We start from the raw sequence: 15,621 nt of genomic DNA on the forward strand, positions 1-15,621 counted from the left end.
CGAAATTTGCGTTCCAAAGCCGTCACAGCGGGTTCGACCTGGGGAAACGCGGCGTGGCGGGGCTCGTTCGCGTTGCGGCCAAGGGATAGTCGGTAGATCATCGACGAAGCAGGGTTTTCCTCCACCGGCCGGCATCGGCCGGGGAGTCTTGGGGCGAATTCAGAGACCGACCGATCGCTGTCAGGGACGGGCAGCGAGGAGCAGGAGGATCACGATGTTGCGCCGGGACACGGAGTACGTGTTGACCTGGAACGCACAGAACCACAGCTGGCTGGTGCGGCCGATCGAACGTGACGGGAACCAGATCATGCAGATCGGCGGCGGCACCCAGATGGGCGATCCCGCCTGGGCCATGTCCGGCTGGGACGACTAGAACCGCGACGCCCGCGGCCCTCCGTCGTCCGGCGCGCTCTTTCGCCCGCCAACGAGCCCGGCAGTACGCGACGCGGTGCCGGCTGCCCTCCGCCATGAGCGTGGGGCAGCCGGCACCGTGGCATGTGCGGCCCGGGGGACGGGCTACTCGTCGTCGGGCAGCTCGGACTCGCCCGAGCCCTCCGGCAGCTCCGTCGTACCCGACCCCTCCGGCAGCGTGACCCCGCCGACGCCGGTGTCGTCGTCCAGCTCGTCGGGGGAGACCCGCAGGTCGGGGTCGGTGACGAAGGCGAAGCCCTGGTCCAGCGACACGTCCATCTCGGCCAGCGGCGTCAGGCTGTTGTTGCCGAAGAGATCGCGCACCGCGATGCCGACGAGGGAACCGTCGGCCCGCTCGTAGACGATGCTGTACAGCAGATGCATATTCGGGTTCGCGGCGCCGACCAGCGCGGTCTCGTCGGTGCCGGGGATCGGCTGCTCGGTGCACCGGTCGGTGTCGATCTCGCAGCCGATGTTGACGGCGAAGTCCTGGCGCGCGTAGTCGTACTCCTCGGCGTAGCCCGGCCCGGTGACCGCCACCTGCACCAGACCCATGCCGTCGTCGCCATCGACCAGCCACTCGAGCTTGGTGCCGACGTTCGTCCCGCCGCCGTTGATACCGCTGGTCTCGGCCGGCAGGTGCTCGTGCGCCGGGTCGAGGTGCTCGACGGCGGTGTCGAGCAGCAGCTGCCGGGTGGCCGGGAACCCGAGGCCGTCGGCGGAGGGGGTGTCCGCCGGGGTGTCAGCAGCGGTCGGGGTGCTGGTGGGCGCCTCCGTCGGCGTCGCGGTGGTGCCGCCCGACGGGTCGGCGGGCGCGTCGGACGGCGCGTCGCCGGCGCCACGGCCGGCCACCGGAACCTCCTCGGCTCCGGACGGCCCGCCGCCGGGCAGCGCGAACGCCACCCCGGCCGCGACCGCGACCACGCCGACGACCCCGCCGGTCAGGGTGACAGCGCGGCGCCGGCGCAGGTGCCGCCGTCCCCGCGCGAGGTCGTCCGTCGCGGTGGAGGCCATCGGCGGCTCGCCGGCGAACCCCATGCGCCGGAACCGCTCGTGCAGCTGGTCGTCCTCGTTCATCTCGATCGCCTCTCGGTCGTCGTCACGTCGTCGGTCGACAGGGAGGCGCGCAGGCCGGCCATCGCCCGTGCGGTCTGGCTCTTCACCGTGCCCGTGGTGCAGCCGAGGTCGTCGGCGGTCTCCTCCACGCTCAGCCCGCACCAGTAGCGCAGCACCACGGTGGCGCGTTGCCGCTGTGGCAGGGCCTTGAGCGCACCGACGAGCGCGTCGCTGTCCTCCAGCGAGAGCGGCTCGGGCGCGGCGACGTCGATGCCGTCGAGCCCGATGCGCTCGCGGCGCCAGGGCCGCCGCTTCTCGTCCAGGTGCGCCCGCACGATGATGCGGCGGACGTAGGCGTCCTCGGCGCCGTCGGTGTGGATGCGGGGCCAGGCCGCGTACAGCTTGAGCAACGCGGTCTGCACCAGATCCTCGGCGGCGTGCCAGTCTCCGCACACGAGGTAGGCGACGCGGCGCAGGTACCCACGCCGCGCATCGACGTAGGCCACGAACTCGTCAGCTCGCGCATGCCGTCTGCTCACTCCACCAACTCCTCGTGCGCTCATCCTGTCTCACCCACTAGACGGAGCGCACGGATGCCGGGTTGTCGCGGACCCGAAGAAAGATCCGGGGGCTAGCCCCACCCCGGCCCGGTACCTGGCACCAGTGAGATGCGGGCCCGGCGCGACCAGCATGGTGGACGACCTGTTGATCACTGCTCGGAGGGCCGCCCGGTGTCTCACACCAGCTCCCGCTACTCCCGTCCACCCGTGACCGTCCGCGTCGCCCGCTGGAGCGCGACCCACCCCGGCCGCGCCATCGGCGGCTGGTTCGCCTTCGTCCTGCTGTGCCTGGCCGCCATGAGCGTCGCCGGCATCCAGCAGGCCAACCAGCTCGACCTCGGCATCGGCGAGTCCGGCCGGGCCGAGCGCATGCTCGACGAGGGCGGGCTGGAGGCGCCGATCACCGAGAACGTCCTGATCACGCCGGCCGGGCCGGACGCCGACGCGGCCGCCGCCGAGGTCGCGGAGCAGCTGGCCGCGCTGCCCGAGGTCGAGTCCGTCGGCGACCCGGTCACCGCACCCGGCGGCGACGCCGTCACCGTCCCCGTCGCGATGACCGCCGACGAGGACCAGGCCGAGGACGACGTGCAGGCGCTGCGCGACGTCACCGCCGGCGTGCAGGAGCAGTACCCGGACCTGCTGGTCGAGCAGGCCGGCGAGGCGTCGGTGATGAAGGACTTCTTCGGCCTGCTCGAGGAGGACCTCGGCACCATCGCCATGCTGAGCCTGCCGGTGACGCTGCTCGTGCTGCTGGTCGCGTTCGGCGCGATCCTGGCCGCCGGGGTGCCGGTGCTGCTGGCGATCTCGTCGGTCGGGTCGGCGATCGGGCTGTACGCGCTGGCGTCGTACGCGGTGCCCGACGGCGGCACCGTCACGCACCTGGTGCTGCTCATCGGCATGGCGGTCGGCGTCGACTACTCGCTGTTCTACCTGCGCCGCGAGCGGGAGGAGCGGGCCCGCGGACGGGACACGCTGCAGGCCGTGGAGATCGCGGCCGCCACGTCCGGCCACTCCGTCGTGGTGTCCGGGCTGGCCGTCGCGGTCTCGATGGCCGGGCTCTACCTCGCCGCCGACGTCAACTTCGCCTCCATGGCCACCGGCGCCATCCTCGTCGTCGCGATCGCCGTCATCGGCTCGCTGACGGTGCTGCCGGCGCTGCTCGCCAAGCTCGGCCACCGCATCGACCGCCCGCGCGTCCCGGTGCTGTGGCGGCTGACGAACCAGCAGCGGCCGCCGCGGCTGTGGCCGGCGATCCTCCGTCCGGCGCTGCGCCGTCCCGCCGTCACGCTGGTCGTCGCCGTCCTGGCGCTGCTCGCGCTGGCCGCGCCCGCCCTCGACCTCAAGCTGGCCAACCCGGACGAGGCCGCGTTCCCGCGCAGCCTGCCGGTCATGCAGAGCTACGACCGGCTGGTCGAGGCGTTCCCGAGCACCGGCGCCGCGCACGTCGTCGTGGTCGAGGCCCCGTCCGACGAGGCCGGCGACGTCCGCGCCGCGCTGGAGGACCTGGCCGGGCGCACCGCCACCGACGACAACTTCGCGCACGACCAGGAGCCGGTCGTCGCGCAGTCCGAGGACGGGCGGTTCAGCACGCTGCGGGTGGGCGTGCCGTTCGGTCCCGACTCGGACGAGGCCGCGCGCTCGCTGGACGTGCTGCGCGACGACCTCATCCCGGCGACGGTCGGAGCGGTATCCGGTGCCGAGACGGCGGTGACGGGCGAGGTCGCCGACGGCGTCGACTACAACGACAACCTCGCCGCGAAGCTGCCGTGGATCATCGGGTTCGTGCTGGTCCTGGCGTTCGTCATGATGACGGTGACGTTCCGCTCCGTCGTCGTCGGCCTCACCACGGTGTTCGTGAACCTGCTGTCGACGGTGGCAGCGTTCGGCGTGCTGGCGCTGGTGTTCCAGCACTCGTGGGCCGAGGGCCTGCTGAACTTCACCTCGACCGGCACCGTCGTGGTGTGGATCCCGCTGTTCCTGTTCGTGATCCTGTTCGGGCTGTCGATGGACTACCACGTGTTCGTCGTCAGCCGCATCCGCGAGGCGGCCGACCGCGGGCTGCCGATCCGCGCCGCCGTCCGCGAGGGCATCACCACCTCCGCCGGCACCGTCACCAGCGCCGCGCTGGTCATGGTGGCCGTGTTCGGGCTGTTCGCCGCGATGCGGGTGCTGGAGATGAAGCAGATGGGCGTCGGCCTGGCGGTCGCGGTGCTGATCGACGCGGTCGTGATCCGCGCGGTCGTGCTGCCGTCGGTGATGGCGCTGCTCGGGAACGCGAACTGGTGGGCGCCGCGGTGGCTGCGCCGGTCCCGTCCGGCCGTCGGCGCCGAGACCGAGCGCGAGCTCACCCCCGTCGGCTGATGTTGTGGCTGACGGCGGTCCCGGGTAGCCGCGGCGGCGGGGTTCGCGTGAGGATGGCCGGCATGGCTGACGATGTCTCGACGCTGCGGGCCCGGTACGACGCCGTCGTGGTGGGCGGTGGGCACAACGGGCTCACCGCCGCCGCCTACCTCGCCCGCGCCGGCCGCAGCGTGCTGGTGCTCGAACGCCTCGACCACGTCGGGGGAGCGGCCGTCTCGCAGCGGCCGTTCCCCGGCGTCGACGCCCGGCTGTCGCGGTACTCGTACCTGGTGTCGCTGCTGCCGCGGCAGATCGTCGACGAGCTGGCGCTGCCGATCACCCTGCGGCGGCGCCGGTACTCGTCCTACACACCGGTCGGCGACGGCGGGCTGCTGGTCGACACCGGCTCGCGCGACGCGACCAGGGCGTCGTTCGCCGCCCTGGGCGCGGCCGCCGATCACGACGCGTGGGAGCGGTTCTACGCGATGACCGGCGAGGTGGCCCGCCGGGTCGCGCCGACGCTGACGGCGCCGCTGCTCTCGCGCGACGAGTTCCGCTCGCTGGTGGGGCCCGAGGCGTGGACGGCGCTGTTCGAGCGGCCGGTCGGCGGGCTCGTCCGCGAGACGTTCGCCGACGACGTCGTCCGCGGCGTGGTGTCGACCGACGCGCTGATCGGCACCTTCGCCGCCGTTGACGAGCCGTCGCTGCGGCAGAACCGGTGCTTCCTGTACCACGTCATCGGCAACGGGACCGGCGACTGGGACGTCCCGGTCGGCGGCATGGGCGCGGTCAGCGGGGCGCTGCGCGACGCGGCGGTGGCGGCGGGCGCGGTCATCGTCACCGGGGCGACGGTGACCGCGGTCGACGCGGCGACCGGCGAGGTGGTGTTCGAGACGGCCGACGGGGTGGCGCGCTCGGTCGGTGCGGGGCACGTGCTGGCCGGCTGCGCGCCGTCGACCCTGGCCGGGCTGTTGGGCTCGCCGTCGTCGGAGGAGGCGCCGGAGGGCGCGCAACTGAAGCTCAACCTGCTGCTCACGCGGCTGCCGCGGCTGCGCTCCGACGTCGACCCGGCGGCCGCGTTCAGCGGGACGTTCCACGTCAACGAGTCGCTGACCCAGCTGGAGACGGCGTACGCGCAGGCCGCGGCCGGGTCGGTGCCGGAGCTGCCGCCGTGCGAGACCTACTGCCACTCGCTGACCGACCCGTCCATCCTCGGGCCGTCGCTGCGCGAGGCGGGCGCGCACACGATCACGCTGTTCGGGCTGCACCTGCCGGCGCGGCTGTTCCGGTCCGATCCCGCGGGCGCCCGCGAGGCGGCCGTCAAGGCGACGCTGACCTCGCTGAACTCCGTCCTGGCCGAGCCGATCGAGGACTGCCTCGCCCTCGACGCCGACGGCCGGCCCTGCCTCGACGCGCGCACCCCTCTCGACCTCGAGGCGTCGGTCGGGCTGCCCGGCGGGCACATCTTCCACCGCGACCTGACCTGGCCGTTCGCCGAGTCCCCGGCCGACGCCGGCCGCTGGGGCGTCGAGACGGAGCACCCGCGGGTGCTGCTGTGCGGGGCCGGTGCCCGGCGCGGCGGAGGCGTGAGCGGCATCCCCGGCCGCGCCGCCGCGATGGCGGTGCTGGGCCGGTGAGCGCGGACGGGCTGCCCCGGGGCGCGGCACTGGCCGAGCTGGCGCCGTCCGGCATCGAGGCGGAGGAAGCGCTCTTCGCGCAAGCCCTGACGCTGCGGCGCGCCATCGGCGACCGGGCAGGGAGGTCGCGCCGATGCGCGACACCGCGACGCCGGGGGTCCACGAGTTCATGACGACGGCGCCGGCGAGGCCCGGGAGGTCGCCGGGGCGAACCTCGGCGTCGCGCTGGGGCACGCCGCGGGCGGCCAGCTGCCGGCGCAGGATGCCCATCGTGCTGCCGCCGAGCACGTCCGCCACCGGCCACACCACGGCCGAGCCGTCCCAGAACGCGAGGTTCCAGATGGACGCCTCGCTGAGCCGGCCCGCGCGGTCGACGAACGCGGAATCGTCGAAGCCGTCGCGTTCGGCGACCCGCAGGGCGTGGGTCTTGGCGACCTCGCCGACGTGCTTCACGGCGGGCAGGTACCGCTCGTACTCGACGACGGCGAGCGCGAGCGGGCCTTCCGGGCCGGTCGACGGCGGGCCGGTGCGCACCAGCAGATCCAGGACGCCGTCCGCCGAGGAGTACACCGTCGCCGTCAGCGACACGTCCGCCGGGCCCGCCGCGAGCGCCGTCCGGACGAAGCCGCGGACCCGCCCGTCGCGGACCTGGGCGGCGGTGAAGTGGGCGCGCGTCAGGCCGCCGCCACCCGGGCGGCCTCGGCTCGCTGCATCGCGTCGCGGTAGATGGGGCCCTCGCGCACCGGCAGCGCGTTGATCAGGCCGCGTAGCCCGAGCACCGTCAGCGACGCCGCGACGTCCGTCGTCGGCAGGCCGGGCAGCCGGTACAGGCGCCGCGCCCAGCGGGGGAGCAGTGCGACCGCCGTGGTCGCCAGCCCGAGCCAGGCGGGCCGCCCGGCGACGGCGTAGCGGGCTGGCATCGGCGGGAGCGTGAGGAAGCGGGCGACGTCGCGGGCCTCGGCGGTGAGCGCCAGCTCCGGCCGGATCGACCGGTAGAACTCGTCGACCTCGGCGGCGCTGGCCGGCACGGTGCCGGGGTCGAGGCCGACGAGCGCGGCGGCGCGGGTCTGCTCGGCGTAGTAGCGGTCGACGTCGGCCTCGGACAGGCCGATGCGCGCCCGTCGTGCCGTCGACACGAAGGACTCGACCTCGGTGACGTGCACCCAGCGCAGCAGCTGTGCGTCGTCGACGCGGAACTCCTCGCCGGTGCGGGGGTCGTGTGCGCGCAGGCGGTCGTGGATGCGCCGCACCCGGCGCCCGGCCCGCTCGGCCTGGTCGGTGGTGCCGTAGACGACGGTGCCGACGTACTCGGCGGTGCGCATGAGCCGCGGCCAGCAGTTGCGCCGGATGTCGGAGTTCTGCACCACCCCGGCGACGGCGCGCGGGTGCAGCGCCTGCAGGTACAGCGCGCGGACCCCGGCCAGCCACAGCACCGGCTCGCGGTGCACCCGCCAGCTCACGCTGCCGGGCCCGAACAGGCCGAGGTCGTCAGTCACGGCGGAACTCCGCGCGCCAGCGGTTCTCCAGCCGCTCGACGGCGACCGGCGTGAGCCCGTCCTGCCCGAACGCGTCGATCTCGGCGCGCGTGAGCGGCCACGGCGGGCCGTCCTCGGGCGGGGTGTCGGCCACCATGGTGATGACCAGCAGCGTGCCGCCGGGCGCGACGAACCCGGCCACCGACGCCGTGGCCGGCGGGTGGAACTGCGGCGGCATCGACTGCACCGTCATCACCTCGAGGACCAGGCCGAACGCGTGCCGGAGCTCCTGCGGCGGCGCCAGCAGGTCGGCCGTCCGGTAGTCGACCGGCGAACCGGGGAACCGTCCACGTACAGCCGTCAGGGCGCTGGGGGAGACGTCGAACGCGGTGGTCGTGGCGCCCCGGGCGGCCAGGAACTCGGCGTCGAACCCCGGCCCGAACCCGACGACGAGCGCGCTGCCCGCCAGGTCACGGCCCTCGGCCCAGTCGACCAGCAGCGGATGCGGCGCGCCGCGGTCCCACGGCACCACGGCGGCGCCGTCGGCCGCGGCGGCGTAGAGGCGCTCGAACCAGCCGGTCGGGTCGTCGGCCGCGAGCGACACCGCCGCCAGCCGCCGCGCGGCCTCGTCCGGGTCCTCGGTCGTCATCGGGTCCAGCCTAGGCCGGTTTCGGCGCGGGTGGCCAGGTGGGCGCGGCCGGGGCGAGCTCGGGGCGAGCTGGCGGCAGGCCCCACGGGTCGGAGTTGTTGTCGCGGGTGGTGACCTGAGCGCCAACAGTTGGCGGTGGTGTCAACGCGCCGGAAAGGAGATCGGCAGGGCAGGGATCGGCGGGTAGGGCGGGAACTGGGCCGGCCGGAGGTCAGCGGGCGCACCGGGTTGTCGTTGCCGGTGGTGACCTGAGCGCCAACAGTTGGCGCCGGTGTCAACGCGCCGGAAGGGATTCGGGCGGCGCGGGTAGGGCGGGGGAGTTCACGGTAGGGCCCGGGGGAGGCGGGAGTTGTTGTCGCGGGTGGTGACCTGGGCGCCAACTGTTGGCGGTGGTGTCAACGCGCCGAAAAGGACATTGGCAGGGCAAGGCTCGGCGGGTGAGGCGGGAACTGGGCGGGGGAGCTGGCGGCAGGTCCCGGCGGGCCGGGGTTGTCGTTGCGGGTGGTGACTTGAGCGCCAACAGTTGGCGCTGGTGTCAACGCGCCGGAAAGGACATTGGCAGGGCAGGGATCGGCGGGGCAGGGCGGGAACTGGGCCGGGCCGAGGGAGGCGGGGTACACCGGAGCCGGAGCCCAGCGGGCGTTCGGCTGGAGGTCAGTGCGCGAGCGTCAGCGGGCGACGGCGTCGCGGACGAGGTCGAGCAGGCGGCTCTGCTGCTCCGGCGAGCCGGACGTGAGCGCCGCCCCGCGGACGAGGGCCAGCAGGTCGTCGGCGGTGACGTCCGGGCGGACGGCGCGGGCCCGCTGCGCCGCCGTGAGCAGCCCGGACACCGTCGCCCGCACGGACGTGTACCAGTCGCCGTCGGCGGCGAGCGCGAGGTCGCGGGTGTGCGCCAGCTGCATCGCCACCGCCCGCAGCCAGGCGTGCAGCGCGTCGGCCGGGGACTCCTGTTCGCGCAGCAGTTCGGCGTAGTCGCGCAGCGCGGCCAGCTCGTCGGCGAAGACGGCGGCCAGCAGCGCCCGGCGGGTGGGGAAGTGGCGGTACAGCGTCGCGTTGCCGACCCCGGCCCGCCGCGCGACGTCGTCGAGCGGGGCGTCGGCGCCGGCCTCGGCGAACACCTTCGCCGCCGCCGCGACCAGCGCCTCGCGGTTGCGCCGTCCGTCCGCCCGCATCGGCACCCTTCTCGTCGATGTGGGGAGCTCCCCGTGGCTTCCGGAGAACTCCCCACATATGCTTTCAGACCCGAACGAGCCTACCCCGTGGCATCGATGACAAACGGCCGATGTCATCGATGCCATTCGGTGGGTACCGGTCAGGAATCGAGAAGCGCCTCTGACCAGGCCCGGCCTAGCGTGACCGGCATGGAACTGAGCATTCAGGCGAGCTTCCTGCCGCACGACGACCCGGAGGCGGCGCTGGCGTTCTACCGCGACCTCCTCGGCTTCGAAGTGCGCAACGACGTCGGCTACGAGGGGATGCGCTGGATCACCGTCGGCCCGGTCGGCCAGCCCGCCACGTCGATCGTCCTCGAACCGCCGGCCGCCGATCCCGGCGTGACGTCAGAGGAGCGCCGTACCATCACGGAGATGATGGCGAAGGGCAGTTATGCCGGCATCCTGATGTCCACCCACGACCTCGACGGCGTCTTCGACCGTCTGCAGGCCGGCGGCGCGGAGATCGTCCAGGAGCCCGTGCAGCAGCAGTACGGCGTCCGCGACTGCGCCGTCCGCGACCCTGCCGGCAACCTCATCCGCATCAGCGAGCTGCGTTGAGCTCACGCACCACGGACGGACACACAGATGGAGACACGATGACCGAGGCCTCCGCGCCGCACCAGGCCGACAGCCACGACCTCATCCGCGTGCAGGGCGCGCGGGAGAACAACCTGCGCGACGTCAGCGTCGAGATCCCGAAGCGCCGCCTGACGGTGTTCACCGGCGTGTCCGGCTCGGGCAAGAGCTCGCTGGTGTTCGAGACCATCGCGGCCGAGTCGCAACGGATGATCAACGAGACGTACAGCGCGTTCCTGCAGGGCTTCATGCCGTCGCTGTCGCGGCCCGACGTCGACCTCCTGGAGGGCCTGACCACGGCGATCATCGTCGACCAGGAGCGGCTGGGCGCGAACCCGCGCTCGACCGTCGGCACCGTCACCGACGCCAACGCCATGCTGCGCATCCTGTTCAGCCGGCTGGGCGAGCCGCAGATCGGGCCGCCGCCGGCGTTTTCGTTCAACGTGCCCGCCCGCAAGGCCAGCGGCGTCATGACGAAGGAGTCGGGGGAGAAGACCGTCGTCCGCGACGCCGTCTACCACGGCGGCATGTGCGCGCGCTGCGAGGGCCGGGGGAGCATCTCCGACATCGACCTCACGCAGCTCTACGACGACAGCAAGTCGCTCAGCGACGGCCCGTTCACCATCCCGGGCTACAACGCCGACGGCTGGAACGTCCGCATCTTCGCCGCGTCCGGCTACTTCGACCCCGACAAGCCCCTCGCGAAGTACACCGCCGAGGAACTCGACGACCTCCTCTACCGCAAGCCCACGAAGATCAAGTTCGAGAACATGAACCTGACCTACGAAGGGCTGATCCCGCGCATCCAGAAGTCGTTCCTGTCCAAGGACGTCGACAGCCTCCAGCCGCACATCCGCGCGTTCGTCGAGCGGGTCGCCACGTTCACCGCGTGTCCCGACTGCGGCGGCACCCGGCTCAACCAGCCGGCGCTGTCGTCGCGGGTGAAGGGCATCAACATCGCCGAGGCGTGCTCCATGCAGATCACCGACCTCGCCGAGTGGATCCGCGGGCTCGACGAGCCGTCCGTCGCGCCGCTGCTGACGGCGCTGGGGCAGAACCTCGACTCGTTCGTCGAACTGGGGCTGGGCTACCTGAGCCTGGAACGGCCGTCCGGCACGCTGTCCGGGGGAGAGGCGCAGCGCATCAAGATGCTGCGCCACCTCGGGTCGTCGCTGACCGACGTCACGTACGTCTTCGACGAGCCCACCGTCGGGCTGCACCCGCACGACATCCAGCGCATGAACGACCTGCTGCTGCGGCTGCGCGACAAGGGCAACACGGTGCTCGTCGTCGAGCACAAGCCCGAGACCATCGCCATCGCCGACCACGTCGTCGACCTCGGCCCGGGCGCCGGCTCCGGCGGCGGTCACGTGGTGTTCGAGGGCACGGTCGACGCGCTGCGCGGCAGCGACACCGTCACCGGGCGGCACCTCGACGACCGCGCCACGCTGAAGCCGTCCGTCCGCACGCCGTCCGGCACGCTGGAGATCCGCGGCGCGTCGGCGCACAACCTGCAGGACGTCGACGTCGACATCCCGCTCGGCGTGCTGGTCGTCGTCACCGGCGTCGCGGGGTCGGGCAAGAGCTCGCTGATCCACGGCTCGGTGTCGACCCGCGACGACGTCGTGGCCGTCGACCAGAGCGCCATCAAGGGGTCGCGGCGCAGTAACCCGGCCACGTACACCGGGCTGCTCGACCCCATCCGCAAGGCGTTCGCCAAGGCCAACGGCGTGAAGCCGGCGTTGTTCAGCGCCAACTCCGAGGGCGCCTGCCCGGCCTGCAACGGCGCCGGCGTGATCTACACCGAGCTGGGCTTCATGGAGACCGTCGCCACGCCGTGCGACGACTGCGGCGGCAAGCGGTTCCAGGCGGCGGTGCTCGACTACCGGCTGGGCGAGCTGAACATCGCCGAGGTGCTGGACCTCCCGGTCGCCGAGGCGCGGGCGTTCTTCTCCGACGGCGCCGCCAAGACGCCGGCGGCGGCCGCGATCCTGGGCCGTCTCGACGACGTCGGTCTTGGTTATGTCAAGCTGGGCCAGCCGCTGACCACGTTGTCCGGAGGGGAGCGGCAGCGGCTCAAGCTGGCTACCCAGATGGCCGAGAAGAAGGGCGACGTCTACGTCCTCGACGAGCCCACCAGCGGCCTGCACCTCGCCGACGTCGAGCAGCTGCTCGGGTTGCTGGACCGCCTGGTCGACTCCGGCAAGTCGGTCATCGTCATCGAGCACCACCAGGCGGTCATGGCACACGGCGACTGGATCATCGACCTCGGGCCGGGCGCCGGGCACGACGGCGGGCAGGTCGTCTTCGAGGGCACGCCCGCCGATCTCGTCGCGGCGCGGTCGACGGTGACCGGCGAGCACCTCGCCGACTACGTCGCCGGCTGATCTCGTCAGGAATCGAGAAGCAGCCCGTCCGGCTCCGGCCGTAGCGTGGTGACATACCCACGGAAGGCAAGGAGAACATCATGTCGCTGCAGGTGAGCGTGGTCATGCTCGGTGTCGAGGACATCGACCGCGCCAAGAAGTTCTACGCCGACGGCATGGGCGGCGAGCTCGAGCAGGACCACCCGGGCTTCGCCCTGGTCCGTCTGCGCGGCGGGGCCACGAAGCTGGCGTTGTACCGCTGGGAGGCCGTGGCGGGCGACGCCGGCGTCGAGTCGGAGGGCTCGGGGTTCCGCCGCTTCGCGCTGCACTACATCGCCGACACGCGCGAGGAGGTCGACGACGTCATCCAGGCCGCCGTGGCCGCCGGCGCCACGGTGCTCAAGCCGGCCAAGGCCGCCGAGTGGGGCGGCTACTCCGGCACGTTCAGCGACCCGGACGGTCACCTCTGGAAGGCCGCGACCAACGCGTGAACCCCCGGCGGGACGTCCCGCCCAGCATGGCCCCGACGGCGGGCCGCCCGCAGGTGGGCGGCCCGCCGTCTTGTAGCCTGATCCATTTGCCATGCGAAATTGCACGAAACGAGAAGGGACACCTTTTGCGGTTCGGACGGACTCGACGACAGACCATCGCCGCCACGGCCTCCGTACTGGGACTCGGGCTGACGCTCGCGGCCTGCGGAGACGACGGCGGCTCAGGCGACGACACGATCACCATCGGCGTCATCTCGTCGTGGACGGACTACCTGTCGATGGGCTACCTCTGGAAGGACATCTTCGAGGACGAGGGCTACACCGTCGAGATCCAGGAGCTGGCCGACAACGGGCCGCTCTACACCGGTCTCGCCGACGGCGACATCGACCTCATGCCGTCGTCGTGGCCCGAGGTCACGCACGCGCAGTACATGGACGAGTTCGGCGACGACATCGAGGATCTCGCCACCTACTACGACGGCGCGGTGCTGACGTTCGCCGTGCCGGAGTACACCGACATCGATTCCATCGACCAGCTCGCCGGCAACGCCGAGCGCTTCGGCGGGCGCATCGTCGGCATCGAGTCGGGCGCCGGGCTCACCGAGATCACCCAGAACGCCGTCATGCCGCAGTACGGCCTCGACGCCGAGTACGAGCTGATCACGTCGTCGACCGTGGCGATGCTGGCCGAGCTGTCCAACGCCATCGACGCGCAGGAGGACATCGTCGTCACGCTGTGGCGGCCGTTCTGGGCGAACAACGCGTTCCCGGTCAAGGACCTGGAGGACCCGCAGGGCGCCCTCGGCGAACCCGAGAGCCTGCACGTGCTCAGCAGCAAGGACTTCAAGGAGGAGCACGCCGACCTCGCCGAGATCATCGGCAACGCCCGGCTCGACGACGAACAGTACGGCTCGCTGGAGAACCTCGTCGTGAACGAGTACGGCGAAGGCCAGGAAGCCGACGCCGTCGCCGAGTGGCTCGAGACGAATCCCGACTGGCTGGAGACGCTGCAGGGCTGACGTCGTCGCCGTGCGGGCCGGGTGTTCCGGCCCGCACGGAACCGCAGGTCCAGGCGTTATCGCGTAACGCCGATAATGCACATTATGTCAAGTAATGGTGAGGAGCGCCGGAGAGGGGCCACGACCGGACGCTCCCCTCGGCCCGGCCTACTCGAACGGGATCGCCTCGATGCGCTCCAGGTTGTCCTCGCCCCACGTGCCCAGCGGCGCCATGGCGTCGTTGAGTGACCGGCCGAATGCCGTGAGCGAGTACTCGACCTTCGGCGGCACCTGCTGGTACACCTCGCGGTGCACCAGCCCGGCCGTCTGGAGCTCCCGCAGCTGCAGGATGAGCATGCGCTCGCTGATGGCGCCGACCGTCCGGCGCAGCTCGCCGAAGCGCAGCGGGCCGTCCTGCAACATGACACGCCCCGCTTCGACCTCCGTCACCGTCCTCGGCCTCGGTTCGATGGGCACAGCCCTGGCCCGCGCGTTCCTCGCCGCCGGGCACACCGTCACCGTCTGGAACCGCACCGCGGCGAAGGCCGCGCCGCTCACGGCCGAAGGAGCCCAGTCGGCCGCCACCGCCGCCGACGCGGTGGCCGCCAGTCCCCTGGTCGTCGCGTGCCTGACCGGGTACGACGAGACCCGGCAGCTCCTCGAGCCCGTGACGGCGACGCTGGCCGGCCGCACGCTGGTCGCCCTCAACAGCGGCACCCCCGCGGCCGCCCGCGGCTTCGCCGCCTGGGCCGGCGACCACGGCATCGGCTACCTCGACGGCGCCGTCAAGGACGTCCCCGGCGCGGTCGGGCAGGCCGGCACGCTGCTGTACTACGCCGGAGCGGCGGACGTCTTCGCCGAGCACGAGGCGACCCTGCGGGCGCTCGGCGGCGACACCGTCCTGCTGGGCGACGAGCCCGACCTCGCGAAGTTCTACGAGTCCGCCGTCGGCACCGCACTACTGCCCGCACTGGTCGGCTTCTTCGCCGGCGCGGCGGCCGGTCGTACACGTGGCATCGCCGCCGGCGACCTGGTCCCCTACGCCGTCCGCTGGATGGAGATGATCGCCGCGATCCTGCCCGGGTTCGCGGCCGAGATCGACGCCCGCGACTACCGCGAGGGCGCGTCGTCGGTGAACCTCTTCCTTGCCGGCGCCGACTGGGACGTCGAGTTCGCCCGCGACGCGAAGGTCGACCACACCTGGCTGCAACCGCTGCACGATCTCGTCCGGAAGGCGGCCGCCGCCGGTCACGGCGAGGACAGCATCGCCGCCCTGACCGAGGTGCTGGGCGCCCCCTAGCCCGAGCTCAGCCGAGCAGGTGCGCGACGGCGTCGTCGGTGCGGCCGGCGCCGTACACGCGCAGCAGCTCGGCGATCTCCGGATGGTCCGGCGCGACGTGGTCGGCGGCGGCCAGGTAGTCGGCCGCCGACGCGACCCGGCGGAACAGGCTCTGGATCTGCTCGGCGGTCTCGCGCGCCGACGCGCGCCGGGTGGTGGCGCCGGTGAGCAACTCCCCCGGGCCGCCGGCCGCCTCGATGCGGGCGATCGCGTCGGCGACCGGCAGCCGCCCGGCGGCGACGGCGTCGGTGACCTCGACCATGACCCGCAGCCGCTCGACCGCCGACGGGTTGCCGATCTTGATGCGCTGCCCGCTGACCAGCTGCGACAGCATGGGCGCGGAGATGCCGAGCAATGCCGCGACCCTCCCCTGTGTCAGGCCCAGCGTGCCGCGGCACCGGTCGACGACGGTGCCCAGCGGCTCGCCGTAGATCTCGCGCTGCGCGGTGCGGCTGGCGTCGACGTCGGCCACGTGCCCTCCCACAATTTGCACCCGTAAAGCTGCAACC

At 72.7% G+C, this 15,621-nt stretch carries 15 protein-coding genes and 1 pseudogene; 8 read left to right on the plus strand and 8 right to left on the minus strand.

Annotated features, from left to right (window positions below; translation table 11 throughout):
• The first annotated feature begins 214 nt into the window (after window positions 1-214).
• On the plus strand, window positions 215-373 hold the full coding sequence (locus tag BLV02_RS36520) for a hypothetical protein (protein ID WP_157574251.1): 159 nt from the start codon (window positions 215-217) through the stop codon (window positions 371-373).
• A 143-nt stretch (window positions 374-516) separates the two neighbouring features.
• Here BLV02_RS36520 and BLV02_RS14505 read toward each other — a convergent pair whose 3' ends face one another.
• Together BLV02_RS14505 and BLV02_RS14510 are read right to left on the minus strand one after the other, a co-directional pair.
• Window positions 517-1,488: a hypothetical protein gene (locus tag BLV02_RS14505; protein ID WP_069113301.1), complete on the minus strand. Its 972-nt coding sequence runs from the start codon at window positions 1,486-1,488 to the stop codon at window positions 517-519.
• On the minus strand, window positions 1,485-2,006 hold the full coding sequence (locus BLV02_RS14510) for a SigE family RNA polymerase sigma factor (protein ID WP_216094400.1): 522 nt from the start codon (window positions 2,004-2,006) through the stop codon (window positions 1,485-1,487). The genes BLV02_RS14505 and BLV02_RS14510 overlap by 4 nt, the downstream gene beginning before the upstream one ends.
• 228 nt (window positions 2,007-2,234) lie before the next feature.
• Here BLV02_RS14510 and BLV02_RS14515 point away from each other — a divergent pair, with 228 nt between their 5' ends.
• The gene (locus tag BLV02_RS14515) at window positions 2,235-4,388 is read left to right on the plus strand and encodes an MMPL family transporter (RefSeq protein WP_216094399.1); all 2,154 of its coding nucleotides are present in this window, start codon (window positions 2,235-2,237) and stop codon (window positions 4,386-4,388) included.
• Between the two features lie 62 nt (window positions 4,389-4,450).
• Entirely contained in the window at window positions 4,451-6,004 is a 1,554-nt protein-coding gene (locus BLV02_RS14520; RefSeq protein WP_069113298.1) for a phytoene desaturase family protein, read from the plus strand.
• Window positions 6,005-6,064: 60 nt separating this feature from the next.
• Here the strand turns inward: BLV02_RS14520 and BLV02_RS38260 are convergent.
• The 4 genes and pseudogenes from BLV02_RS38260 to BLV02_RS14540 form a co-directional block, all read right to left on the minus strand.
• Window positions 6,065-6,682, minus strand: a pseudogene (locus BLV02_RS38260) (aminotransferase class IV); the annotation flags it as partial.
• Window positions 6,679-7,500 carry an oxygenase MpaB family protein gene (locus BLV02_RS14530; RefSeq protein WP_069113297.1) on the minus strand — a complete coding sequence of 274 codons (822 nt, stop codon included), beginning with the start codon at window positions 7,498-7,500 and terminating at the stop codon, window positions 6,679-6,681. The pseudogene BLV02_RS38260 and the gene BLV02_RS14530, both read right to left, overlap by 4 nt.
• Entirely contained in the window at window positions 7,493-8,128 is a 636-nt protein-coding gene (locus BLV02_RS14535) for a class I SAM-dependent methyltransferase (RefSeq protein ID WP_069113296.1), read from the minus strand. Before BLV02_RS14535 ends, BLV02_RS14530 begins: the two co-directional genes overlap by 8 nt.
• A 668-nt stretch (window positions 8,129-8,796) precedes the next feature.
• Window positions 8,797-9,300: a TetR/AcrR family transcriptional regulator gene (locus BLV02_RS14540; RefSeq protein WP_069113295.1), complete on the minus strand. Its 504-nt coding sequence runs from the start codon at window positions 9,298-9,300 to the stop codon at window positions 8,797-8,799.
• A 189-nt stretch (window positions 9,301-9,489) separates the two neighbouring features.
• Here BLV02_RS14540 and BLV02_RS14545 point away from each other — a divergent pair, with 189 nt between their 5' ends.
• The 4 genes from BLV02_RS14545 to BLV02_RS14560 all read left to right on the plus strand — a co-directional run bounded on the left by BLV02_RS14545 (window position 9,490) and on the right by BLV02_RS14560 (window position 13,794).
• Window positions 9,490-9,900: a VOC family protein gene (locus BLV02_RS14545; RefSeq protein WP_069113558.1), complete on the plus strand. Its 411-nt coding sequence runs from the start codon at window positions 9,490-9,492 to the stop codon at window positions 9,898-9,900.
• Between the two features lie 38 nt (window positions 9,901-9,938).
• Entirely contained in the window at window positions 9,939-12,305 is a 2,367-nt protein-coding gene (locus BLV02_RS14550; protein ID WP_069113294.1) for an ATP-binding cassette domain-containing protein, read from the plus strand.
• A gap of 80 nt (window positions 12,306-12,385) precedes the next feature.
• The gene (locus BLV02_RS14555) at window positions 12,386-12,775 is read left to right on the plus strand and encodes a VOC family protein (protein WP_069113293.1); all 390 of its coding nucleotides are present in this window, start codon (window positions 12,386-12,388) and stop codon (window positions 12,773-12,775) included.
• A 125-nt stretch (window positions 12,776-12,900) separates the two neighbouring features.
• Entirely contained in the window at window positions 12,901-13,794 is an 894-nt protein-coding gene (locus BLV02_RS14560) for a glycine betaine ABC transporter substrate-binding protein (protein ID WP_069113292.1), read from the plus strand.
• A gap of 147 nt (window positions 13,795-13,941) precedes the next feature.
• Here BLV02_RS14560 and BLV02_RS14565 read toward each other — a convergent pair whose 3' ends face one another.
• Complete coding sequence (locus BLV02_RS14565; RefSeq protein WP_083288962.1) at window positions 13,942-14,196, minus strand: winged helix-turn-helix transcriptional regulator; 255 nt, start codon at window positions 14,194-14,196, stop codon at window positions 13,942-13,944.
• On the opposite strand from BLV02_RS14565, the gene BLV02_RS14570 reads away from it, so the two are divergent.
• On the plus strand, window positions 14,195-15,073 hold the full coding sequence (locus BLV02_RS14570) for an NAD(P)-dependent oxidoreductase (protein WP_069113290.1): 879 nt from the start codon (window positions 14,195-14,197) through the stop codon (window positions 15,071-15,073). The two genes, BLV02_RS14565 and BLV02_RS14570, sit on opposite strands and share 2 nt — an antisense overlap.
• 7 nt (window positions 15,074-15,080) lie before the next feature.
• Here BLV02_RS14570 and BLV02_RS14575 read toward each other — a convergent pair whose 3' ends face one another.
• Entirely contained in the window at window positions 15,081-15,584 is a 504-nt protein-coding gene (locus tag BLV02_RS14575; protein WP_245737729.1) for a hypothetical protein, read from the minus strand.
• Window positions 15,585-15,621 lie beyond the last annotated feature (37 nt).

The organism is Jiangella alba, assembly GCF_900106035.1.
In the GTDB taxonomy this organism is placed as follows: domain Bacteria; phylum Actinomycetota; class Actinomycetes; order Jiangellales; family Jiangellaceae; genus Jiangella; species Jiangella alba.